Genomic DNA, 23,987 nt, shown 5'->3' with positions numbered 1-23,987 from the left:
TGTCTTTGCTGTCCTTGATTTACAGTGGCACCCAAACACAGCTCGCGAATTTTACCGATCTTCGAACGCAGATTTTAACGGATCGGAATATGGTGTAATGAGGTTTAAGATCATTTTACTGCTTCAGTAAATTTGTCTGTGAAGTCCTCAGGGTTGGAGAAAATAAAAATATCAGGGAAATTTTATATCATCAAAGTTTAGCGGAACCAGAGATGTACCTCCGAAAGTAAATGCTATTCCATAATGTTTCTGATCCTTAACTCCATACTGATTGCCGGTAATCCAGACACTGGTATTTACAAAATCAAAAAACCGTATTGTGCCAATAACTGCCCACAGAAGACCGTTATCAAAAAAAGGACTCAGTTCAGCAGATTTTTTATAATAGTGCAAATTTCCGAGATGAATTCTGATCTGGTAGAGAGATTCCGTGAGATTGGGATTATAAATTGCGGAAATTCCATATTCCAGAAAACTTGGACCATTTCCTGACAGCCAGGACACTGAAGTTGATGTGCGGAATATAAACTTGTTTATGCTATAAATCCGGTATCTGACCGAGCCATAGAATGCTGCAAGAATAGTTTTGTTTGTTTCGTAACTTAAAGATACCGGCTTAATACCGAACGCTCTATGATATTTATTTTGAATAGCTTCTCCGCCATAGTTGCCCGAGAGAGCAATTCCGGTACCAAGCCTGTAGATAAGTTCTTTTTCTTGATTGCCTTCATAAGTATATCTGAAAACGATAAAATCGGTCCTGTAGTTATTTTTTCTGTCTGTAATTAAATTCAGATAAAAATCAGCAAGGTGGCGCGTATCGTTATTTTCTAGTCCATACCTTAACCAGAAATTGGCGGTCAGGAAATCATCATTTGTACGGAAAAGTTCTGTTCCGGCATAACGATTAAATTCTTTATCAAGCCAGAAGTTATCATTCCAGTAACCGAACGTTGCGGAATATTTGAACGATTCTTCAGATGAATCAGGCTGTATTCCAAATGCATTTGTTGTAAACTTAAGAAATAGTAAAAAGCAGATTACTTTCAGTAGATAAGAATTGTTCATGCGGGAAAAGCTTTCTGAAAATTTCTAAATCAAGTCAAAGCGGTAGCCAAATGAGAACTGAAACTCCCATGCGTTGAAATTATTTCCTGCCACATTCTTAAAATTATCATATTTTGAATAGTAAATATTCAAGTCGGAAAGAAAACGTAAAGTAAAATAGTTGGCATGAAAGCCTGTGATAAAAGCTTTTTCCACTATTCCGCTCGGCGAGGTCTTTGCTTTATACCCGGCCGCTGGGAAAGGAGTTGAAAGGTTGATTTCACCATAATTCCGGCGTTCTGCTGAAAGCCCGAGCCGCAGATATTTATTTACCAGTCTTTCGATTGAGAAGGAGTAGTTTCTTGAATCAGGCTGATAGTAATGCCCCATTGCTCTTGCGGTAACAAATCTTTGAGGAAGTCCGTAATAACGAACCCCGTCAATTTCGATGGCTCTGCCGAGATAGTGAAAATGGTTATACATAAAAGGGGCAATATGTACATATTCAGCTTTATAGAAGAAATCTGCAAAATAGAGTCTGGTACCGAATTGATATGAAAGTGCTGTTGGATCACTGCCATCCTTTTTTACATCTCCGCTGAAGTTGATTTCGTCAGAAGCTATTTCACCATACAATAAAACTCCGGGCAAAACAGAAGCGCTAAAATCAGCGCTTGCAAGACTATTCTGATAATCCTTGAATAAATTGTGCTGATAGATCAGGGGGTTGACATCTCCGAGCTTTGGTGATCTGCCATAAATTATTTTCATATAGGAAATCCCGAAATTTATCTTATTTGCCAGTGTGTATTCAACACGCTGCACCAGCATATTTTTTTCTGGCTTATTTAAGCCGCTTACATCGTTATACGATCCTTTAAACTGATTCTGGGGCTCATAATCCGTAAGTGAAGCATAAATAACTGAGAATTTAATTTCATTAAACCAGAGAGCGAACTTTAACATATCATAATAAGGAACATTATCCGAAAGGAGAAGTGTGACTTTGTTCCCCACTCCCCAGCTTACATTATCACGGCCGAGCTGGAGGGTAATCATAGCATGCGGTGACTGATAACTGAAATAGGCCTTATGAAAGATTCTGAAATCAAGGTCCTCCCAGGGATCTTTTGGTATATTAGTTTTGTTTCCCGTTACCGTATATACAGGCTGATAATTATTTACATTAACACGGATAGAAAAACCAAAATTCGTATCACGGGAGGCTTCATAGTTAAGCCGGAAGAGCGGGCTTCTTTTTTCATATCTGGTGAGGTAATTACGGTTGCCCTCGGTTGAGTAGACAACCTCAGGTACGGTTCTTCCATAGAGCTCAAAATGCCAGTTATCCTGGAAGCGAAAATCCGGCAGATAGTCCTCAATTTTTTGCTTTAATGCAGGGGACATTGAATTCTTGTACTCATCATAAATTATATTAATGTATCTTTGCCACTCCTTATGCGTTATAGGCCTTGAGTATGCAGGAAACTGCATGCCAGTCTGGATCATCAGATCATCAAGGAGCTTCATACGCTCCGATTCAACCGGAACATTCAGAACCTGATTAAGATAGGAGTTCCATGTATCCTGAGAAAAAACAGGATCATAGATTAGGAAAATAATCAGCAGTGTGAAAAAGGCAGCCTGTTTCATGATTTTACCTGTCATTGTGTATAATTTGACAAAATACATTAAGTGAGTTCAAGTAAAAGTAAATGATAAGGTGGTGACGCGAATTTTTATTTGGCGTTATAAAATTTAGCAGATTTTATGTGATTTTCCAAATTATCAATCATCCGGCTGTTAGCTTAGGTGGATGGCATCTGATAGGTGATACGAAAAGCAAGCTTGAATAAACGGCCTTAAAACGTAAGAATTTGCACATTGTGGCATCAAAGTGAGCAGCCGGATATAACGGTTATCAAACGGGGATTTAAACTGACCGGAAAGTGGTTTTGAAATTAAACAGTATTTCGGGGGGAGTTTAATGTATTATTTTTTTAAGTACGATATTTGCCTGAAAATTTTCCGGAACCCTCGAATGGAGATTTTTGCGGATCGGAATCTTTTAGGGAGGAAGTTTTTACTGTCGTTATTTTCCTTGAACTAAACCGGCACCGAAACACAGCACGCGGATTTTTCGGATCTTCGAACGCGGATTTCCGCGGATCGGAATCTTTTTAGGGGAAAGCCCTTACTGTCCTTGATTTATAGCGGTAAAGAAACAAAAAATGTGGTGCCGACTCCTACTTCGCTCTCAACCCAGATTTTACCTTTATGGCCTTCAACGATCTTTTTAACGATGGAGAGCCCCAGCCCGGTGCTGCGCTCGCCTGCGGTTGATCTGACACTTCTTCGTGCGAATGGCTGAAAGAGTTTTACCAAATCTTCAGGCGGTATACCCTGTCCCTGATCGGTGACCTTGATAACACACTGATCTTCATTTTTTGAAAGACTGACTTCAATCAGCTTTTCAGGATAGGAAAATTTAATCGCATTTGAAATAAGGTTATTAAGAATCTGTTCTGTTTTAACAGCATCAATGCTCAGCCGCAGCTCAGGTACTTCAGGAGTAAAGACAATTTTCAGTTTCTTTTTATCGGCAATTACTCTGTTCAGTGAGACGTTCTTTTCAGTAAGTGCAACGATATCAGTTTCTTCCAGATTGAGGCTAAGATTGCCAGATTCAATTACTGCCACATCAAGCAGTTCATTCAGCAGCTTCAGGACAAATTCACTGGAATCTTTGATAATGGTGAGAAATTCTTTTTCATTTTCATCAAGTTTATGCCAGATTTCTTCCATCATCAGAACTGAGAAAGAAAGAATGGCGCTTGTAGGATTTCTTAAATCATGTGCAGCTATGCGGAGGAACTTATTCTTATCCTCATTCAGCTTTTCCAGTTCGATATTCTTGCGCGCGATTTCGCGGTGCATATTCAGAAGCTGCTTGTTCGCTTCCGCCAGTTCGCTGTTTTTCTGGATAGCGTTTTCATAGGTTGAAAGGAGCAGATCAATGATCTGCATCCGGTCAGAATTGATGAAATACTTCTCTCCGCCGAAGACGATATGGATGCCCATATCGGAGGAGGATGAGCGGTCGCGAAGATCCTTATTCAGCAGAATATAACTTATTCTGGAAAGAAGGAAATACTCGTTATAAGGCTTGGTCAGGAAGTTATCGGCTCCGGCCTGAAGACCTTTTATCACATCCTGAGGGTCTGAGAGGTTGGTCAGGAGCATAACGGAAATATCCTTCAGGTCAGGACTTTCCTTAATTTTTGTGCAGAGTTCGTAACCGTTCATTTCTGGCATCACGATATCAGAAATCACGAGCGCCGGTTTAGATTCAAGAATCATGTCATAGGCACTTTTCCCCTCACGCGCGGTTCTTACATTATATCCGTTTTGTTCAAGGATATAGCGCAGCTGTTCGAGCTGGGTTGGGCTGTCTTCAACAATTAGTAATTCTTTATTCATACGATCCTGAATCGGTTAAACCTTTCTGGTAAATTCCATTATTTCAACTTGAAAATAAGGTTTTTCGCGTAAAATTCCTTGTTGAATATGCTTAGCTGATTTCATGGAAGTATTCTATCATCTTTTCGGGGGTAAGCACCTGTTTTTCAGCGTGCAGTTTTAGCGCTTCTCCCGGCATACCATAGACCACGCTGGAATCAGCATCCTGTATGATGGTCTCACCGCCCGCGTCCTTAATCATCTTAAGTTCGGCGGCACCATCCCGCCCCATACCGGTCAGCAGGATGCCAAGGGCCTTATCCCCCACATTTTTAGCAACACTCCTGAACAGCACCGAAACCGAAGGTTTTGCGCTATGCTCGGGGGGAGTATCCTCCAGATGAATCACCATATTTTTTGAAACAGTACAATTGCAGTTATCAGGCGCCACATAGCAGTTTCCGGGCTGTATCGGTTCATTCTGCTCGGCAAGTTTAATATTGATTTTTGAGGATTTCTGCAGCCATTCAACAAATCCGTTTGAGAACCCGGGGGTAATATGCTGCACGATAATTATCGGGATGGAAAAGCGTTCAGGCAGATGTGCAAGGAGCCGTTCAATAATAACCGGTCCGCCGGTTGAAGCGCCAATTGCAATAAGACTGAATTTATTATTGAATAAGTATGCCTCTTTGGTCAGACTCTTTTTAATCAGATTCGAAACGGTGATTGGCCTGACCGGCACTCGTTTATATACTTTTATGGCAGAAAGAAGCCTGATATTATTCAGCAGCCTGCCTATCAGCACATCAAAGGATTTAGTTCCGTAAGAGTGGGGTTTTTCTGCAATTGCGGCTGCTCCCGCGCTCAGTGCCGAAAAGGTGTCATCCATATCCTTTGGATTAAAATTTGCGCTGCAGATAATGATGGGGACCGGATTGGTCTCCATGATTTTTTTTGTAGCATCAAGGCCGTTCATTTCAGGAAGATTAACATCCATGGTAATGACGTCGGGCTTATGCTTCTGCGCCATTTCAACCGCTTCAACTCCGGTGACGGCAACAGCAATCACCTCCATCTGCGGATCGTTGTTTATATACTGTACGATAAGCTCCTGAATAACAGGAGAATCTTCAACAACAAGAACTCTGATCATATAAGTCTCTCTATAGTATCAAGAAGTGCTGACTGGTCAAAACTGCTTTTAACGATATAAGCATTAGCACCTGCCTGAATACCCCGTTCCCGGTCTTCCGGTTTGGCCAGAGAAGTAACCAGGATTACGGGTAGGTTCCGTAGTTTTGCGTCTTTACGGATACTCTGGGCAAGTTCAAAGCCGCTCATTCTTGGCATTTCCACATCAGAAACAACCAGATCAAAATGCTCCAGCTGCAGTGTGGTATATGCATCAAGACCGTCAAAAGCTGCTTTAACGTTATATCCGAACGATTCCAATATATCTTTTACCAGCATGCGTGAAGTTATGGAATCATCAACCACCAGAATCTTTTTCTCTGTAGTGGATTTTTCTTCACTGCTCTGCTGCACGGCTCTGCTTTCTTTTTCCACTGATGCAATCAGATCAAAGACATTCAGAACCGGCACTATTTTACCGTTGGCAAGCAATGTTGCCCCCGAAAAATTTTTCACTCTGCTTAACTGGGGATTAAACGGCTTGATGATGATTTCCCGTTCATCTAAAATCTCATCAACCCAGAAAGCAACGCGTTTTTCACCTGATTTAACATAAAGGCAGGTAAGGTATTTTGGATTGCCGCTGCTTTTTGTGCCGCGGATGCCAAGTAAATCTGCCAGCCCCACCAGAGCCACCGGATATCCTTCGATATTTACGGTTTCCTTATTTCCGACTGATTTGATATTCGACCGGTTTATGCGGATAATCCGGGATATACGAACCGTCGGGATTGCGAAGAATGATTCATTGCATCTGAGCACAATACCGCGCAGTGACGCGAGATATACCGGCAGTGAGATGGTGAATTTAACCCCTTTCTGCCGTACTGATTCAACTCTGATGCTGCCATCCAGTTTTTCGATTTTTTCTTTTACAATAGCCATTCCGAGCCCCCGGCCTGATATATCAGAAATTGTATCCGCGGTGGATACATCAGAATAGAATATCATGTTAAGCAGTTCCGGTTCGGTCAGATAACTGAGGCGCTGGGGCTCCATAATCTGTTTTGCAAGAATTGACCGTTTCAGTTTTTCAATATCAATACCGTCACCGTCATCCTCAACCGTAATAATAACCTTTCCCCCTTCGGAGGACTGAATGGAAATGGTAATTTTACCCTGCACCGGTTTCTTATGCTTTACGCGAAGGTCAGGTTTTTCTATACCATGGTCAATACTGTTTCTGAGAAGATGAATGAAAGGATCTTTCAGCTCCTCAAGAATTCGTTTATCACACTGTATATCCGCACCGTTGATTACGATATCAACATCTTTTTTCAGGTCACGGCCAAGATCTCTCACCAGTTTAGGAAAACCTGCCGTAAGATGAGAGAAGGGGAGAAGCAGTACTTCCTTGATATTGTCTATCAGGTTTTCAATATTGTTTGATGACTGGCGAAGACCCTTGCGCGACTCTTTACTGAGATATTTCACCTTTCGTGAAAGATCATTCAGCATATCCTGATGCGGGCCCAGAAGGCGGTTCAGATTATCCAGATGCTGCGGAAAGGTGCGTTCAAACTCAAACCGTGTGATCCGGTACTTGTCAGTCAGACTGGTCAGCATCATTTCAATCCACGAAAGCTCATTCTGAATCTGCTCCATGGAAAGTTTTGTATATATAATTTCCTGCGTTTTTACGAAGAGCTCATCTATCTTTGCTGTGGAGATACGCACCGTATCGGAAACACTCTGTTCAGCCGCACGCTGCAGTTTTTTATGCTCCGGTGTCTGCCGGTCATGCAGCACTCTTTCTTTTACCGCTGCCGGGGGTATTTCTTCAGCAGGAGGCTGCTCATGGGATATATCAGCAGGAAGCTTTTTTTTCAGCTTATCTATTGAGTCATCAATATTCAGTACAAGATATTCCGACAGATCCTTTGTTAAATCTTCGATATTCAGACTGACTTCCATTTTGCCTGCATCATCCTTTGCCCTGAGGAAACCGGAAATCAGGTCTACACCTTCATGCAGCAGGTCAAACAAATCTTTAGCTGATTCAAGCTGCCCTTGTTTAAGTGCTGAAAACGCGGATTCAACAGTTTGGCAGATGGTTTCAATCTCACTAATCCCGACTGCGCGCGCAGCTCCCTTAAGACTGTGCGCTTCCCTGTATGTGGTTTCAAGCAGTGAAGCACGCTCCTCTTCACCATGAAGCTGCTCAAGTTCGAGCAGACCATTGGTGATATTCATCAGATGTTCGTCAGCCTCTACCCGGAAAGTTTCGAGCAGCCGCTGATAAAATGCCTGATCCATTTTATCTTACCGTAAACACAGCGTTAATATCTGAAAGTTTACCTGCCAGAGAGAGAAGACTTTTGGCCGCCTCTTCAAGTTCTTTTGTTGTCCTGACATTCTGAATTGAAGCAGATTTAATGTTTTCCATAGCAATAGCTACCTGATCCATGCCCACAAATTGCTCCTGACTTGCAACGGAGGTTTGCAGTGCGGCATCATTAAAGACGTTTATAGTCTCCGCAAGTTTTGCGATTGCTTTTTGTGCTTCGGCGGAAAGCTGAACAGCCTCTGAAACGATTTTTTCACCTTCGCCGGTAGCGATTACGGATGCCTGAATAGCGCTCTGCACATCATTGAGAACCGTCTTCACCTGAGCTGTCGCCTGCTTGGACTGTTCTGAAAGTGATTTAATTTCTTGCGCAACAACGACGAAGATTTTACCCTGTTCACCTGCTCTTGCAGCTTCAATGGATGCATTTACCGCTAACAGATTGGACTGCTCTGCAAGATCATTCACGGTTGCAATAATTTCTCCAATTGCCTTGCTCTGCTCGGTGAGGCGGTCAATACTGAGACCAATTGTTTTCATCTGTCCGCCAATGCGGTGAATTCCGTCAATGGTATTCTCCGTTGCCATCATTCCTTTTTCAGAAATCTCAGTTGCCTGCTGTGCCACAACGGATACCTCACGGCTTTTACGGCTTGAAATTTCAGAGGTCTTTTTCACTTCTTCAATGGTTGCGGTTGTTTCTGTAATCGCGGTTGCTGTCTCATTTGAGCTTGTGGCAAGCTGTGCAGTTCCGCTGAATATCTGTCCGGAAGTGGTTGAAAGCACTTTAATGCCTTCCTGTGTACCGCCGATAATACTTCTCAATGCGGTACTCATTTTATTCAGCGAGTTTATCATCTCATCATTGGCTGAACGGGGAGTGAGATTTTTTGAAAGATCACCAGCCGCGATATTAGCCGCGAAAGAAGATACATCGCGGAGTGACTGTATCATTCTTTTATATGAACCCACCAGCAGACCGATTTCATCTTCACGTTTTTCTTCAGGGATTTCAATATTTAAATCACCGTCTGCTATGCTGTTAGATACATCAGCGATTCTTTTTAGCGGCGCGGTTATCATGCCGATTGACTGAAAGAAGATAAGAATACTGACGATAATAGTTACGCCTAATAGAACCCAAAACGTTACAACTCCCTTGAATATATCATTTGCTGATTTCCTGAGGAGGTTGTCTATATCAGATTTAAGATTATCACTCAGCTTTTTTGTGCCTACCAGGATATCCTGAATCATAAAGCTGCCGGCTTCTGTATAAAGCACGTTTATGCGAGGATTGATTTTCATGCTGTCAATCTGTTTGCGGGTCAGTGCAAAGTACTGCCTTGTATCTTCCTGCAGCTGATTAAGATTATACTGATAGCGCGCTTCATCACCGAGCAGCCGTTCAAGCTCTGCCTGATGCGATTCAACACTGTTCATGGCCTCAAACAGACTCTTATCAAGATCAGCCTGAGCTAGCCCCTGTCTGAAGAGAATGTAAGAAGCAGTTTCATCTTTAATCTTATGGATATTATCCTTCAGAAACTCAAGGTTAAAAAGCGCTTTTGAATATTTATCAGCTATAACTGACTGATTCTGCTCCACTGTCTCAAAATTTGCTTTTGAGAAAAGGAAGAGTACTATCACTGTAAAGGTGATAATCGAGATCTGCAGAAGCAGTTTATATTTGATGGAAAGATTTACAAAGAAGTTCATATCAGTCCTCTGGTTTTCTAATCCTGATGTATAATAATTTTTTTATCGTTAAATAATTTCTTGCCGTCAAGAAGTATAATTCTTGATGAAGTGATGCCGTGAAGATACTCGTCGCGTTTATCACGGAAGTTTATAACCGTGTTGAAGATATCGTTCATCTCCACTTCCTTAATGCCGTTTACTTTATCAGCAAGCACTCCGAAGGTAAGCCTGCCGTTGGTAAGTATCATTACTTTATTGAGATCGCTTAACTGCTGCCCCGGAAGCTGGAAGAATTTTTTAATATCGAGGATGGAGAGAATCTCTCCTCTGATATTAATAAGCCCGAGAACAAAATCAGGAAGTCCCGGCAGCGGGATGATCTCTCTAAGCGGCACAACCTCACGAATATACGCGGTTTCAATTGCGTAGGTTTCGTAAGAAAGCACAAACTCAAGAACGGTAAGGGTTTCCCCTTTTTCCTGTACAGGAGGTTTTTGAGCGATAGCCCGGGCGCGGTCTCTGAGTATCTGTTTGTTTTTATCTGGTGAATTCATTTGCTCTCTGAGACTGAAGGATTGAAGTAATAAGCCGGACTAAACCGGAAGCATTAATGCCGTCCATTTCTTCTATGGTCCTCTCCGAAGGGATATTTGAAGCTATCTTCAGAAGTTTGTTCAGCTGGCTTATATATTCATCATTTTCACCAAGCTGCCGGTAAACGGATGCCAGCCCGAAAAGCGCCGCCGGATATCCGGGGGATAAGAAAAGCGCCTTTGTATAATAGGTAAATGCCTCTCTGGGCAAACCTGAAGATGCCAGGAGATGCCCTGCAAGATAATTCAGGCGGAAACTTTCCGGAAGCAAATCTGCTCCCTTAGCGGCTGTTTCTTTTGCTTTTGCAAGACTTCCGGTATTTGCAAGTGATTTACTGTAATAGATAAATATCCTTTCCTTCTCCTCTGAAGTATAGGGGGAGAGGAGATCGGAATTTAATTCATGCTCTTCGGTTTTAGATATCACACCGTTAAAATCCGCTTTCAGAAATGACTGTTCCAGGATATAAAAATCGAGCAGCCGCGGCCGTTTTTGCTGCAGTTCCTGAGGTTGGATTCCGGGATACATTCCGGCATTTTTTTTAAGGACGGTTACGGTAAGCTGTTCTTCTTCTGTTACAGCCGAAGGAATTTCTTTTTTTATATACTCAGATATGGATGTTACACCCGGTGTCTCGGAGGCAGAAGCAGAGATATCCCCGCTTCCTTTTCTGAAAATGATAACATCATCACCGCGAATCTGCTGAAACCGCCTGTCAGGCTGATGTGCTACTTCTGTAAGACTGAGGATAAGATATCCTCCCTCGTTCAGTGAGTCATAAAACTTTGATATAATTTTCTGCCTTCCCTCATCGCTAAAGTATATCAGCACATTACGGCAGAAGATTATGTCCATCCTGTCGGTATTATTGAGATTTGAAGGGAACTGATCTGCAATAAGATTGAGGGTATTCCACTGAACAAAGCTCCTGATTGAAGGGGAGACCTTAAACTCCCCCCGTTCATTCTTGGTAAAATATTTCTTCATTATTTCGCTGTGTTCATTCCGGAATGACCATGCGCGGTACGTGGCAGTTGCTGCTTTCATAAGAAATTCCGGATTAATGTCAGTACCGAGGATGGTGACATTCCAGGAGGGAAGGTCGGGTACAGTTTCATGAAGCAGAATAGCCACTGAATAGGCCTCCTCACCGGTGCAGCAGCCGGCACTCCAGATCCGGAGCTGTTTGCGCCCGCTTTTCTTTTTAGCGATAATACCGGGAATGACTGTATCTCTCAGAAAATTAAATACCTTTGGCTCTCTGAAAAAGTAGGTCTCACCAATGGTGAGATATTTTGCAAGAAGCATAATAGTCTCAGGTGATTCCTCATGATCTTTCAGACTATCAATGAAGTCATTAACATTATCAAAGCCTGCTTCAATATAGACGCTGATCATCGCGCGTTCGAGGTCCTGCTTCCTGTCATCCGGATAGTAGAGCCCGAGATTTCTGTGGAGATAATTCTTTATTCGCGGGAAGCGTTCTTCGCTGATAATCTGCAATTACCCGTTTCCCTCTTTGAAAAATTTTAACTCTGAAAGGAGGTTGATATAATCAGAACTGTGCATGAATTTTGACGGTTCAGGGATGAACATCAGATTTTCATCCTGCATGGAAAGAGACTTAAATAGAATCATTTCATCGGTATCACGCAAATTACCGGTGTTTTCATCTCTAAAAACATACTCCGCACCACTGACGTAATCCACCACTACAGCTCCCTTGCCGTTGTGCAGCCGGAAAAGAATAATAAAGTCATCGGGGGAAAGGTCCCTGACCGGGAGCATCAGTTTTTTCCTCAGGTTGAACACAGGAATGATTTCTTCCTCCACGATAATCACACCCTGAATGAGCTGATTGTCGGTAGGAAAACTCTTTATCTCGACAGCCCGGATAACACGGATGGTATCCTCGATATTAAAACCGAAAAGATGCTGATCAAGCCGGAACATGAGGACAAATTTTATTTCACCCTGCATCATTTCTGGCTGTTCCTCATATTTCTGGTGCAGGTCATGTATTATTCTCCTGGCCGGAAACTGCCGTACCGTCTGGTATTTGAAAAATTGTTTATCACTGAAAAATTAATATTCTTCTAAAACTAATATAGCAGATTCGCCGTAAGAGAAACCTGCCTGAACCCGCAAAAAAACTTCTTCGCGGTTAAAATTGATAATTCATCCCTCAGCCGGAGCACTAACCTAAAACCACCAGGGTCTTCGCTCAATGTGAGGAAGTGATGTCTGAAAAGTGCTTTGCGTAAAGATTCTCCCTGGTCAGTCCTGCTCCGGCCAGATCATTTTCATCAAAAGCTTTGCACTCAAAGCCATACCTGAAAAAGAGGAGCAGGCCGTAACCGGATGCCGCGTCATCAAATATTCCTTTGTGAACAGAGGGCAGGGCGGAGTTTTTAAGAAACTGTTTTATCCTTTTGGCTGCAAGAGGGTACTCATTCAGGAAGAAAATATAAACCGCCGCGAGCCGCGAGATAATCTGCGCGGGATGCAGATCCCACCCCTGATAGAATCCCATCCGCAGCGAATGGCGGATATCTGAGTATGCTTTTTGCCACCCGGCGGTAACAGTTGCAACATTTTCTTCAAGAAGGTGAACCGGAAGCGGAGCGGAGAGGGTTGCCTTATGAGGCGCCACAGGCATGACGTTGGTAACACCGTCAACGCAACGGATACCAGAACGGCCGAGAATGATTTTCATTAGGACCCGGGCATAATCACAACTCGGATGTTGCATTTCCTGGAATGATGCACTCACTCCGAATGAAGAATTCAGATCGTAAACCCCGAGATGTCCTCCGAGAAGCCGGTTTCCGCCAACCTGGACGATTTTGGCCATATATTTTTCCGCAATGGCTTCGGGTGTTTCAATCATTACTTCGGTGAGTATGGAGTTTTTGGGCAGATGGTTTCTCATCTCCAGTTTGTGAAGAATGTCATTCAGCACGGAAAGCTGTTCAGGACGGGTAACCTTTGGAAGAGTAACCACAAAAGCGCCGGGAAGTTTATTATCCGTCAGTTTCAGTAATGTTGTCAGGTAAAGTTCCAAAGTCCTTACCGCGCGTTGTGCGGTACCCGGAGCGATCGGTTTAATTCTGATTCCAAAAATCGAAGGAAGCGCCCCATGCCTGAATATCTCAGCGGTTTCAGTTGCAGCGGAGATAGCATGCTCATCTTCTTCCTCGTCTGAGCGGTAGCCGTAACCGTCCTCAAAATCAATGCGGTAATCCTCAACCGGCTCTTCCTCGATCTTTCTGTGAATCTTATGATAGACCTTCTCGGCAGTAGTTTTGCTTACCGGTGCTTCCGGCCTGTTAAATATTGAATAAAACTTTTCAGATTCCTCGCAGTAATCGTTAAAAATACCCTGAGCTACCCGCTTAATTTTGTCAAACGAATCCCTTTTGAAGAGATTAGCTCCCCCGTAAAAAGTGTGTATCGGATACCGGATATCTGAGAAACGGAGCTTTATCTCATCATCCAGAGCGAGTGAATTAATTGTATTAATATGTTCTGTATTGAGCAATGAATCTTTCATAAAAATTTAACCTCATGAAACCCGTAAAAATGAATCTTGCAAAAGAGCCTGATGTACTTGTATATTTATTTTCAGTTTACGAAAAATCCGGATTGAGAAGGCCGGATTCAACATTTTTACCAAAAGTACTTAAAAATAGTAATTTTTGGCCGAAAAATGTGTGATAAAGCGTGTAAATCATTCCTTTTTCGAAATAAATCAGCGTACACAGTAATTAACTAAACCGGAAGTCCCATGAAAAAAATCGGCATTTTGTTTGGACAGGAAAACACATTTCCGCCAGCGCTCGTTGAACGTATCAATGCAAAGAAAGTTGATGGAATTACTGCAGAATTTGTCAAGATTGACAAAGTTATGCAATACACCCCTCAGGGCTATGATGTTATAATAGACAGAATTTCTCAGGATGTGCCGTTTTACCGGGCAATGCTTAAGAATGCCGCAATTACCGGTACTGCTGTTATCAATAACCCATTCTGGTGGACGGCTGATGATAAGTTTTTTAATAATGCCCTTGCCGAGCAGGTGGGTGTTCCGGTTCCCAAAACCGTAATACTGCCTTCCAATCAGCATCCGCCGGATACTAATTCAAATTCATTCCGTAATCTGGCCTTTCCGATGGATTGGGAAGGAATATTCAATTATGTAGGGTTCCCGGCTTTCTTTAAGCCATTCGCCGGTGGAGGATGGAAGAATGTTTATCGCCTTGAAAACAAGGACGAGTTCTTCACCGCGTATAATGAAACAGGCCAGTTAGTGATGATGCTTCAGGAAGAGATTGTATTTGAGGATTACTTCCGCTGCTACTGCATTGACCGTCAGGATGTGCACCTGATGCAGTATGACCCCAAACAGCCGCATCATCTGAGATATGTCCGCAATGCACAGCCTAAAACCAAAAAGCTGCTGGATACACTTAAGGACTACGTCCTGAAACTGAACAAGGCACTCGGTTATGATTTTAATACGGTAGAACTTGCCGTAAAGAACGGGATTCCTTACGCGATTGATTTTTGCAATCCGGCACCGGATGCGGATGTGAATTCAGTCGGCGAAGAAAATTTTGAATGGATTGTGGAAGCTGCCGCCAATATGGCAATACGCCGCGCGCAGAATCATAAACCGGGTCAGAATAACTGCACCTGGGGCGAGTTTGTTAAGAAAAGCGTAAAGTAGTAATATATATCAGCATCAGGAAAGTAGTGGTTTATGAGTGAGAAAGATAATCTTTTCTCTATCGGAATAGAAGAAGAGGTTCAGATCGTTGATCCGGTAACGCGTGAATTGCGTTCACACATTGAGCAGATTCTTGAAGACGGCAAGATGATACTGAAGGAACAGGTTAAGCCGGAAATGCATCAGTCCGTAGTTGAAATGGGAACTGAAGTCTGCATGAATGTGGATGAGGCAAGAAGGGAAGTAGTGAAACTGCGTACCGAACTTGCAAAACTGGCAATAAAAAATAATCTGAGAATTGCTGCTGCCGGCACGCACCCGTTCTCCCATTGGAAAGATCAGCGCATAACCGAACATCCGCGTTATAAGCAGGTGGTTGATGATATGCAGCAGGTCGCGCGTGCCAATCTCATCTTTGGTCTTCATGTGCATGTGGGTATTGATGACCGTGACGCAGCGATTCACATCATGAATGCTGCACGTTACTTTCTGCCGCATATATTCGCTCTTTCAACAAACTCTCCTTTTTGGCTTGGCAGAAATACCGGCTTCAAGTCTTACCGCTCAAAAGTATTTGACCGCTTTCCGAGAACCGGAATTCCGGATTACTTTGGCAGTGTGTCAGAATATGATAATTATATTAACCTCCTGATTAAAACCGGCTGTATAGATAACGCTAAAAAAATCTGGTGGGATATACGGATGCATCCTTTTTACAGCACGCTTGAGTTCCGCGTATGCGATGTGCCGATGCGGGTTGATGAAACGATTGCGCTGGCAGCGGTAATGCAGGCCCTGGTCGCGAAACTTCATAAACTGCTTAAGCAGAATCTTGGCTTCAGGTTATACAGAAGAGCCCTGATTGCCGAAAACAAGTGGAGAGCATGCCGTTACGGTATATCAGGCAAGCTGATTGATTTTGGAAAGAAGGAAGAAGTTCCGACGGCAAGCCTGATTGATGAACTGCTTGAGTTTATTGATGAAGTGGTTGATGATCTCGGAAGCAGAAAAGAAATCAACTATATACAGGAAATGGTAAAAGCCGGAACAGGCGCCGACCGTCAGCTCCGGATTTGGGAGCAGTCCTATGACCTGAAGCGGGTAGTGGACTTCATTATTGAAGAAACCCATGTCGGGCTTGATTTAACGAAATAATTTATATAACAGAACAAGGTTACAATTTGGTGAAAGATATAAAAGCGATCTCCTTTGACAGCGAACTGACTCCCGGCGCTTATAACGCCGTAAACGTCTGCCTGAAACTGAAACCGGAAGAGAGAATGACCATTATCACTGATGAGGAATCAGTTGAAATTGCCGCCAGCATTGTCGCGGAAGTTGAAAAAATCGGTGCTGAGTGCCACACATTCGTGCTTGAGGATTATGTTGCGCGTCCGATGACCGATATGCCGAAGGAGATACTTGAGGATCTGGCAAAATCGCAGGTGAGTATATATGCCTGCTTCACACAGACAGGGGAACTGGGCTCCCGGATTCAGATGACTGATGTGGTGAATAAGTATAAACTCCGCCACGGTCACATGGTGAATATAACCAAGGAGATCATGAAGCAGGGAATGCGTGCCGATTTCAATCTGGTGGATGACATGAGCACCAGACTGATTGAAAAAGCCCGCAAAGCAAAATTTATCACCTGCAAAACTGCAGCCGGTACTGATATTATTGCCGAGTTTTCACCAAAACTGAAATGGATTAAAACCAGCGGCATCATCAATACCGACAAATGGGGCAATTTGCCCGGTGGTGAGATATTCACTTCACCGTTTAATGTTAATGGCGTTTTTGTGGTTGATGGTGTTGTGGGAGATTATCTCTGCAAAAAGTATGGTGACCTGAAAGAAACTCCTCTGACTATTCATATCAGTGACAGCCGCATTACCAGGATGGAATGCGATAATCAGGAACTTCTTGAAGAATTTACCGCATATACCATGACGGATGAAAACAGCAACCGCGTTGGTGAGTTTGCCATTGGCACTAATCTGGCGGTAACCCGGGTAATCGGAAATATCCTTCAGGATGAAAAAATCCCCGGTATACACATCGCTTTTGGTCATCCCTATGCACAGCATACCGGCGCTGACTGGGTATCAACAACCCATATTGACTGTGTTGGCCGTGACTTTGACATCTGGCTTGATGATGAAAAGGTCATGGAAAAAGGCAGATTTTTAATCTAAAAGGAAATCCTCAGAATGGTCACGGAATTACGGAAGAAATATAACAGCGAATTCACTGAAAGTGCATACGAAGCATTTAATAATGACCTGAATTCCATTCTCAGGTATCCGTGTGATTTCCGTGTCTGTGAAACACCCCTTTTCCTGTCGGAAACCCTGACCCGTGAACTGGTAACTGCCTGTAATGATATTATTTCTCAGCTCCGGACTCCTGAGTTTGAGATATATAGCAGGAACGCAATACCGGAGGGGCTTGCGGTTCCGAATCAGGACAGCCATCCCAAGTTTTTGCAGATTGATTTTGCGATCACAAAGGACTCTCAGGGTAACTTTATACCCAAGCTGATTGAATTGCAGGGTTTTCCTTCGCTCTACGCGTTCCAGTATTATCTTCCTCTCGTAATCAGGAGGCATTTTAACATACCGGATGAATTGACTCCCTACTTTTCCGGTTTTGACGATGATGCATATATATCTCATCTGAAACATATCATTGTGGGCGATGCTGATCCGGAGAATGTAATCCTGCTTGAGATTGAACCTGATAAACAGAAGACCCGGATTGATTTCGCGGCAACGGAAGAACTCACCGGAATCTCAACCGTATGCATTACAAAGGTTAAAAAACAGGGACGGAAACTTTTTTATGAAAAGAACGGGCGGGAAATTCCGGTTGAACGGATATACAACCGTGTAATTTATGATGAGCTGAAAAGAAAGGGTCCCGATTACGGTTTCCGCTTTGTTGATGAAATGGATGTAACGTGGGTAGGGCATCCAAACTGGTTTTTTAAGATCAGCAAGAATACGCTGCCCTTCCTGAAGTCAAAGTATGTTCCGGCATCATCATTTTTGAGCGAAATGCAGTCATATCCGGATGATCTGTCGCAATATATTTTGAAGCCGCTCTATTCGTTTGCGGGACTGGGGGTTGAAATGAATTTTGACAAGGCACGGCTTGACAGCATTACCGACCGAAGTAATTATATACTGCAGGAAAAGATTGAATATGCACCGCTGATTGACACACCGGACGGATTTTCCCGGGTGGAAATACGGATGATGTATCTGTGGGATAATGAACCGCTGCTGGTGAATAATCTCGTACGTACCAGCAAAGGCGCCATGATGGGTGTTGATTTTAACAAAAATAAGACCTGGGTCGGGTCAAGCTGCGCTTTTCATCCGGTGGTGTGAGCTGCTGATTATCCGTTTTCTAAACGCAGATGGATTTGTCGTCTCATTGTATGCAGCAAGGATGACCTGTTAGTTAAAAGTTAAAAGAGAAAAGTTAAAAGTCTAAAACCGGGAGTGGGGAGCAGGACATCCCTTAACCCGAAGGCTGGGTAACCGGTTAATAGACAGTCCGATGAAAACCCCGATATGTTGAACCCGCAGAGCAGGTGGTCTGATTATAGATAATCCGATACGGCCTCAATATCTCTGAACCCGCAGCGCGGGTAACCGTTTAATAGACAATCCGATGAAAACCCGATATGCTGAACCCGCAGCGCTGGTGACCTCCTATTTGCCAATTTCCGTCAATATATATCGCCCCTGCGGGGCTTTTTTGTTTTATTGGGATTGTTATTAATATATCGCCCCTTGGGGGCTGTTTGCCTTATGCCGCTGAGGCTATATGATATAAGCGATCAGTCAGAATTAAACTATTACCGGGGATATATCCACTCTCCCCGCAGCTCAATAATTAAAATATGCCCCAAGCCCGATGGTAAAAGTCCTTGAAAGCCCGTCTATATTGACGGGTCTTTTAAAGAAAGGGAATGCTCCCTCAATAACCATCTTGGTGTGATCATCAAGTTTCCACCCTGCCTGCAGCAGAAGGTTTAACTGCTTCTGATTGCTTCCGTTTACCGCAACATAGGTCTTTCCTGAAAATGTAGACGGTAATGTATAAGAGACCACGCTCATTTCGGTGAGACGATTAATATAAAGAAGAGATATCGCATAATCCCTGTCTTCATCATACTCACTTGAATACGTCATTCTCAGCATCAGATCATCGCCGCGCTTAAGTTCTGTAAGGGTGTTTTTACTTCTTCCGCTGCTTTTCTGGTACCCGGCGGCGAAGAGAAATTTTTCGTAATAATATCCGATTCCCAGAAGCAGGTCGGTCGTTCCGGTACCAGGCTGATATGCCTGGGGGAGGCCTGCTTTGTTGTCATTACCCGTTGCAAGCCGCACTCCTGCACTGAAAGAAAAATTCTGCTTTGGCTGACGGATGGTGATGATGCCGAGAATATCTCCGAGTCCCTGAACTGAACCCAGCGAACCGGTTATGCCATGTATCGGAATAATCACGGAGTATCTTGTGTCGGTAAGAAGGTACCCTTCGGCACCAATATGGAATGTGTGAAAATTCAGATTATTGGCATCTCCGCTCTGTCCGTACGAGTAGCCGGCTGAATACACCGATTGCTTCTTTTTTATATCAGACATTTTGTGAACCGAGCATACTCCGGCGTCTGAACACTGGGCAGAGAGTTTACCCCAAAATAAAAATGACAATGCAGCTAATAAAATTAGTTTCATGGAAAGGTTGGTTTCTGACAGAAATTGTAAATTGACTGCCCAAATATAATGCCGCCCGCGGGACTTCGGGGAAATTGTGCCATTCTTTTTTCAATGTCAAAAGAGGGTACCCCTTCAGTACCTGTAATTTTCTTATATTTAGACAGTAACTATTCAATTCGTTAACATAATCCGGCCCATGCCGGTTTTTGAAATTAACCGATAACTGACTTCAGATGTTTCACCTGACAACCTTTAATCTTCATGTCTCGAAAGACTCCCGTGAGAAATTCGGGTTTGAATCAACTCTCTTTTCCGTTACCGGAAATCTGATAATTGCCGACTTTACTGCTGCCCGTGAACTTTCCGACCGGATTAATAAACTCGGGAAACCGGGTACTTTTGTTACTCCGGGACTTATTAACACCGCGGGCCTTTTTCATGAGGTGCTGCACCTGGTCATAAGAAAGTATGAGGAAAACGAGAACCCCGGGGTTTTTGAGCGGGGAGTGAAATATCTTGAAGACAAACTTCAGGAAAATGCCGGGCTGATATTCCAAAAATTCATCGAACACTTCCCTCCTCTTCCGGTTTATCTGAATGAAGTTACACCGGAGGAGTATCTTGCAGGTTCAACGGCCGGTAAGCCGAACAGGGAAATCATCCTCGAAGAAATCCTGCTGCTTTACCTTGAAAATGAAAACCCCGGATTTAATGCGCTGAGTGAACTTTTTGATGATGCACCGCTTAAAGAAATTCCGGTCTATGAAACATTCCTGAAGGAAACAGAACAGTTTTTTGACAGTGAAAAACCCGCAAGCATAGAAAATCTTCCTCTGCTTAAAGCGCTCAGGAAACCGATTCTTGAGAATCCTGCGGATATTCTTGCCCAGTTGAATTATATATCATTCAAGTGGAGAGTGGTGCTGAGTGACTTGCTGGTATTCAAATTGCTCAGCGGCTCTGACCTGATCAGAGAAGACGCGAAACTCTTCATCTCACATGGAGGAGTGGGTACGCCGCCAGTTCCGGAATACAGCAAAGCCCTGCAGGAGTATCTTGAAGAACTGAAAGCAATGATGAAAGCCGGAGGAGGAAAGCTCACTCCGGAAGAATGGGCTGCACTGCAGAAAAAGTTCTCGATTGATGATATAAGTTTCTCCTATATGCAGGAGACTGAGCAGTTCACCGAAGATCTGGACTGGATGCCTAATGTGGTGATGATCGCAAAGAATACCCTGGTATGGCTTGATCAGCTGAGCAAGAAATATGTGAGGGAAATAAACCGGCTTGACCAGATACCCGATCAGGAAATTGACCAGCTTGCTGCATGGAACATTAATACGCTCTGGTTCATAGGAATATGGGAGCGTTCAACTGCTTCAAAAAAAATTAAGCAGTTTTGCGGCAATCCCGACGCAACATCTTCCGCGTACTCACTCTACAGTTATGAAATCGCCCAGGCAGTAGGCGGCGAGGAAGCATTTAATCAGTTTAAGCAGCGGTGCGCCGCGCGCGGAATCAGACTCGCGAGCGATATGGTGCCGAATCATACCGGTATATATTCCGACTGGGTACTTAAGCATCCTGAATATTTTATTCAGCGGGTTTCCCCTCCGTATCCATCGTACTCATTCACCGGGCCTGATCTTTCAGAAAATCCTGCCATGCAAATCAGGATAGAAGATAAATATTATACCCGTCAGGATGCAGCGGTAGTCTTTCAGGTGATTGAAAACGCCACCGGGCTCACCCGCTATATATATCATGGCAATGACGGCACCAATATGCCATGGAACGATACGGCACAGCTAAATCTGCTGCTGCCTGAGGTGCGTGAGGCCCTTATACAGAATATCATGCATGTAGCGCGGATGACCCCTGTTATCCGGTTTGATGCGGCAATGACTCTTGCCAAGAAGCACTATTCACGCTTATGGTTCCCTCAGCCGGGAAGCGGGGGAGCGGTTCCCTCCCGTGCTGAATATGCAATGTCACCGGATATGTTTAATCAGGCAATGCCGAATGAATTCTGGCGCGAAGTGGTTGACCGGATGAATGCAGAGATGCCGAATACGCTGCTGCTTGCCGAGGCATTCTGGCTGATGGAGGGATACTTCGTCCGTACGCTTGGTATGCACCGCGTCTATAACAGTGCTTTCATGCATATGTTCATGAAAGAGGAGAATGACAAATACCGCCTGCTGATAAAAAACACGCTTGAGTTTAATCCGGAAATCCTGAAACGCTATGTAAACTTCATGAGCAATCCTGATGAGGAAACAGCGGTTAATCAGTTTGGTAAAGGTGATAAATACTTCGGTGTGCTGGTAATGATGGCAACACTGCCCGGACTGCCGATGTTCGCCCACGGTCAGATTGAGGGTTTCACAGAAAAATACGGGATGGAGTACTCCCGCGCTTACTATAATGAACAGGCGGATGAATATCTGGTGCGCCGTCATGAACGGGAAATCTTTCCTCTGCTTAAGAAACGGGCTCTCTTTGCCGAAGTTGAAAATTTTGAGTTGTATGATTTCCTAAATGAAGAGGATGAACCGGAAGAAAGCGTCATTGCGTTTTCAAACGGAAGGGGAAGCGAGAGAACGGTTGTTGTTTACAATAACTCTTACGCTGCCGTAAAAGGATATATCAATCATTCATCCGGAAAAGTGACTGGAGATAAACATGAGGATGAGACCGCGGAGTTCAGATCGCTGCCGGTTGCCTCAGCACTTAAGATTAATTCCCAGCCTGATATCTACTATATCTATTATGAATCCCGCTCCGGGCTTGAGTATATAACATCCGCGGCGGAGATTGTTTCAGGAGGAATGCACTTCCGGCTGAACGGATACGAGTATAAAGTACTGCTGAACTTTACTGAAGTCCGGGATGTTAACGGCAAATACCGCCGTCTTGCCGCGATGCTTAACGGAAGCGGTGTTCCCTCCATTGAAACCGCTATGCGTGAAATGGAACTGATGCCGCTGCATACCGCCGTGAATAATCTCTTCACCAGGGAAGTGATTGCCGTTCTGCAGGACTCGCTCACCGCGGAACCTGATACCGCATATACTCTGCCTGAAAAAGCTGAACGGCTCCTTACTCCTGTTGTGCGTGAGCTTTCCCTCTTCCTGAATAAGCCGGTTCAGCAGGAAGCGGTAATCGGGCAGGTGGCTGATGATCTCTACCGCCTGAAGGAGTACCGTTTTACTATCATTCCGTCAGAGAAACTGGGTATGAGGAATGTTCAACTGCAGGACTATACCATCCGGCTTGAGTCAGGTGCCGGGTATTATGACCTGCTGCTGATATATACCATTACGCGGCGCCTGCTGCTGGTTTTCCAGGAAAAAGAGTCAGGCCGCAATGCCGGAGCGCTTTATGATCTGCTTATTCTGGCTAAACCCCTCTGGCAGAACTTCATCCGCCTCTCGGATAATTACCGGGTGATTAAAGATGAATTTGAACTGCTCCGGATCTTTTCAACAGCACAGAGTATCTTCCCCCGTTACAGCCGTCTGATTAAATCAGGCACCGCGGCAGGAAAGATATATATTTCATCGATGCAGGACCGTGTTCTGCTCCTGGAACTGATGATCAGACCGGAGATAAGGGAATTTCTGAACTTTAATACCTGGCAGGGGGTTGTCTATTTCAGCAAGGAGCGGTTTGAACTTCTGCTCAAATGGATGTTTACGATTGAACATCTGCGCAGAATAGAATGGCTGAGGGCTGATGTCTCACCAAAGGAGACAACCGCTAAATTTATGAAGTCGAAAGATTTCACTGAATCCACGCTGCAGATGATTGACTATATATCCGCACTACTTGGCACTGCCGGAGAGAGCGGTTTTAACTTTGACCTGTTCCGCGAAAAAGTTCTGGTTAAACAATCTGCCCCTGTTGCGGCAAAAAAACCCGCAGCAAGAAAATCAACAGCAAAAAGAGCTGAGCCGGCAGGGGAAGTTGCAAAGGAGGAAAAGAAAAAACCTTCAAAAGTGAAAAAAGCCGCGGGTGAGAAAAAATCTCTGGCTGAGGAAAAATCAGCCGATGTTAAGAAAAAAGAGAAGCCGGAAAAAAAGAAATCAGAGAAAAAGGCAAAAAAAGAAAAGAAATCTGATTCCGGAAAAAAGAAGGAAAAGAAAAAAGAGAAAAAATCCTCTTCGGAAAAGAAGGGGAAAAAGAGTTCTGAGAAGAAAAAGAAATCATAATATAAACCGTAACCCATAAAAGAGAG

Annotated in this window: 16 protein-coding genes; 5 read left to right on the top strand and 11 right to left on the bottom strand. The window is 43.8% G+C overall.

Annotated features, from left to right (window positions below; all coding sequences use genetic code 11):
- Positions 1-171 precede the first annotated feature (171 nt).
- The 10 genes from HRU80_14150 to HRU80_14105 form a co-directional block, all read right to left on the bottom strand.
- A complete protein-coding gene (locus tag HRU80_14150) occupies positions 172-1,068 on the bottom strand; it encodes a hypothetical protein (GenBank protein ID QOJ29948.1) in 897 nt (298 codons plus the stop codon).
- 24 nt (positions 1,069-1,092) lie between these two features.
- On the bottom strand, positions 1,093-2,700 hold the full coding sequence (locus HRU80_14145; GenBank protein QOJ29947.1) for a hypothetical protein: 1,608 nt from the start codon (positions 2,698-2,700) through the stop codon (positions 1,093-1,095).
- A 555-nt stretch (positions 2,701-3,255) separates the two neighbouring features.
- The gene (locus tag HRU80_14140) at positions 3,256-4,527 is read right to left on the bottom strand and encodes a hybrid sensor histidine kinase/response regulator (GenBank protein ID QOJ29946.1); all 1,272 of its coding nucleotides are present in this window, start codon (positions 4,525-4,527) and stop codon (positions 3,256-3,258) included.
- Positions 4,528-4,618: 91 nt separating this feature from the next.
- Positions 4,619-5,662 carry a chemotaxis-specific protein-glutamate methyltransferase CheB gene (gene cheB / locus HRU80_14135; GenBank protein ID QOJ29945.1) on the bottom strand — a complete coding sequence of 348 codons (1,044 nt, stop codon included), beginning with the start codon at positions 5,660-5,662 and terminating at the stop codon, positions 4,619-4,621.
- Entirely contained in the window at positions 5,659-7,956 is a 2,298-nt protein-coding gene (locus HRU80_14130) for a response regulator (protein ID QOJ29944.1), read from the bottom strand. Before HRU80_14130 ends, cheB begins: the two co-directional genes overlap by 4 nt.
- Before the next feature lies 1 nt (position 7,957).
- The gene (locus HRU80_14125; GenBank protein ID QOJ29943.1) at positions 7,958-9,706 is read right to left on the bottom strand and encodes a methyl-accepting chemotaxis protein; all 1,749 of its coding nucleotides are present in this window, start codon (positions 9,704-9,706) and stop codon (positions 7,958-7,960) included.
- A gap of 17 nt (positions 9,707-9,723) precedes the next feature.
- Positions 9,724-10,242: a purine-binding chemotaxis protein CheW gene (locus HRU80_14120; GenBank protein QOJ29942.1), complete on the bottom strand. Its 519-nt coding sequence runs from the start codon at positions 10,240-10,242 to the stop codon at positions 9,724-9,726.
- Entirely contained in the window at positions 10,226-11,785 is a 1,560-nt protein-coding gene (locus tag HRU80_14115; protein QOJ29941.1) for a hypothetical protein, read from the bottom strand. The genes HRU80_14120 and HRU80_14115 overlap by 17 nt, the downstream gene beginning before the upstream one ends.
- On the bottom strand, positions 11,786-12,265 hold the full coding sequence (locus tag HRU80_14110) for a CheW domain-containing protein (GenBank protein QOJ29940.1): 480 nt from the start codon (positions 12,263-12,265) through the stop codon (positions 11,786-11,788).
- A gap of 241 nt (positions 12,266-12,506) precedes the next feature.
- Positions 12,507-13,835 carry a phosphoenolpyruvate kinase gene (locus HRU80_14105; GenBank protein ID QOJ29939.1) on the bottom strand — a complete coding sequence of 443 codons (1,329 nt, stop codon included), beginning with the start codon at positions 13,833-13,835 and terminating at the stop codon, positions 12,507-12,509.
- A 234-nt stretch (positions 13,836-14,069) separates the two neighbouring features.
- Here HRU80_14105 and HRU80_14100 point away from each other — a divergent pair, with 234 nt between their 5' ends.
- From HRU80_14100 to HRU80_14085, 4 genes are all read left to right on the top strand, one after another.
- Entirely contained in the window at positions 14,070-15,011 is a 942-nt protein-coding gene (locus tag HRU80_14100) for a hypothetical protein (GenBank protein ID QOJ29938.1), read from the top strand.
- A 33-nt stretch (positions 15,012-15,044) separates the two neighbouring features.
- On the top strand, positions 15,045-16,166 hold the full coding sequence (locus tag HRU80_14095) for a carboxylate-amine ligase (protein ID QOJ29937.1): 1,122 nt from the start codon (positions 15,045-15,047) through the stop codon (positions 16,164-16,166).
- 125 nt (positions 16,167-16,291) lie between these two features.
- A complete protein-coding gene (locus HRU80_14090; protein ID QOJ30563.1) occupies positions 16,292-17,212 on the top strand; it encodes an aminopeptidase in 921 nt (306 codons plus the stop codon).
- A gap of 15 nt (positions 17,213-17,227) precedes the next feature.
- On the top strand, positions 17,228-18,409 hold the full coding sequence (locus HRU80_14085; GenBank protein QOJ29936.1) for a hypothetical protein: 1,182 nt from the start codon (positions 17,228-17,230) through the stop codon (positions 18,407-18,409).
- A gap of 504 nt (positions 18,410-18,913) precedes the next feature.
- Here the strand turns inward: HRU80_14085 and HRU80_14080 are convergent.
- Positions 18,914-19,672 (bottom strand): hypothetical protein, encoded by a 759-nt coding sequence (locus HRU80_14080; protein ID QOJ29935.1) that lies wholly within the window; start codon positions 19,670-19,672, stop codon positions 18,914-18,916.
- A gap of 308 nt (positions 19,673-19,980) precedes the next feature.
- Here HRU80_14080 and HRU80_14075 point away from each other — a divergent pair, with 308 nt between their 5' ends.
- Positions 19,981-23,961 carry an alpha-amylase gene (locus HRU80_14075; protein QOJ29934.1) on the top strand — a complete coding sequence of 1,327 codons (3,981 nt, stop codon included), beginning with the start codon at positions 19,981-19,983 and terminating at the stop codon, positions 23,959-23,961.
- Positions 23,962-23,987: the final 26 nt, after the last annotated feature.

Source organism: Ignavibacteriales bacterium (assembly GCA_015709675.1).
Taxonomy (GTDB): domain Bacteria; phylum Bacteroidota; class Ignavibacteria; order Ignavibacteriales; family Ignavibacteriaceae; genus H2-BAC3.
Note: the sequence above shows the minus strand (reverse complement) of the source record. Positions and strands in the feature narration are given on the sequence as shown.

Coding starts and splice junctions, on each gene's coding strand:
- HRU80_14140 (QOJ29946.1), bottom strand. CDS start 4,527: ATGAATAAAGAATTACTAATTGTTGAAGACAGCCCAACCCAGCTCGAA.
- HRU80_14095 (QOJ29937.1), top strand. CDS start 15,045: ATGAGTGAGAAAGATAATCTTTTCTCTATCGGAATAGAAGAAGAGGTT.
- HRU80_14105 (QOJ29939.1), bottom strand. CDS start 13,835: ATGAAAGATTCATTGCTCAATACAGAACATATTAATACAATTAATTCA.
- HRU80_14130 (QOJ29944.1), bottom strand. CDS start 7,956: ATGGATCAGGCATTTTATCAGCGGCTGCTCGAAACTTTCCGGGTAGAG.
- HRU80_14150 (QOJ29948.1), bottom strand. CDS start 1,068: ATGAACAATTCTTATCTACTGAAAGTAATCTGCTTTTTACTATTTCTT.
- HRU80_14145 (QOJ29947.1), bottom strand. CDS start 2,700: ATGAAACAGGCTGCCTTTTTCACACTGCTGATTATTTTCCTAATCTAT.
- HRU80_14120 (QOJ29942.1), bottom strand. CDS start 10,242: ATGAATTCACCAGATAAAAACAAACAGATACTCAGAGACCGCGCCCGG.
- HRU80_14080 (QOJ29935.1), bottom strand. CDS start 19,672: ATGTCTGATATAAAAAAGAAGCAATCGGTGTATTCAGCCGGCTACTCG.
- HRU80_14110 (QOJ29940.1), bottom strand. CDS start 12,265: ATGATGCAGGGTGAAATAAAATTTGTCCTCATGTTCCGGCTTGATCAG.
- cheB (QOJ29945.1), bottom strand. CDS start 5,662: ATGATCAGAGTTCTTGTTGTTGAAGATTCTCCTGTTATTCAGGAGCTT.
- HRU80_14090 (QOJ30563.1), top strand. CDS start 16,292: ATGACCATTATCACTGATGAGGAATCAGTTGAAATTGCCGCCAGCATT.
- HRU80_14085 (QOJ29936.1), top strand. CDS start 17,228: ATGGTCACGGAATTACGGAAGAAATATAACAGCGAATTCACTGAAAGT.
- HRU80_14125 (QOJ29943.1), bottom strand. CDS start 9,706: ATGAACTTCTTTGTAAATCTTTCCATCAAATATAAACTGCTTCTGCAG.
- HRU80_14075 (QOJ29934.1), top strand. CDS start 19,981: ATGTTTCACCTGACAACCTTTAATCTTCATGTCTCGAAAGACTCCCGT.
- HRU80_14100 (QOJ29938.1), top strand. CDS start 14,070: ATGAAAAAAATCGGCATTTTGTTTGGACAGGAAAACACATTTCCGCCA.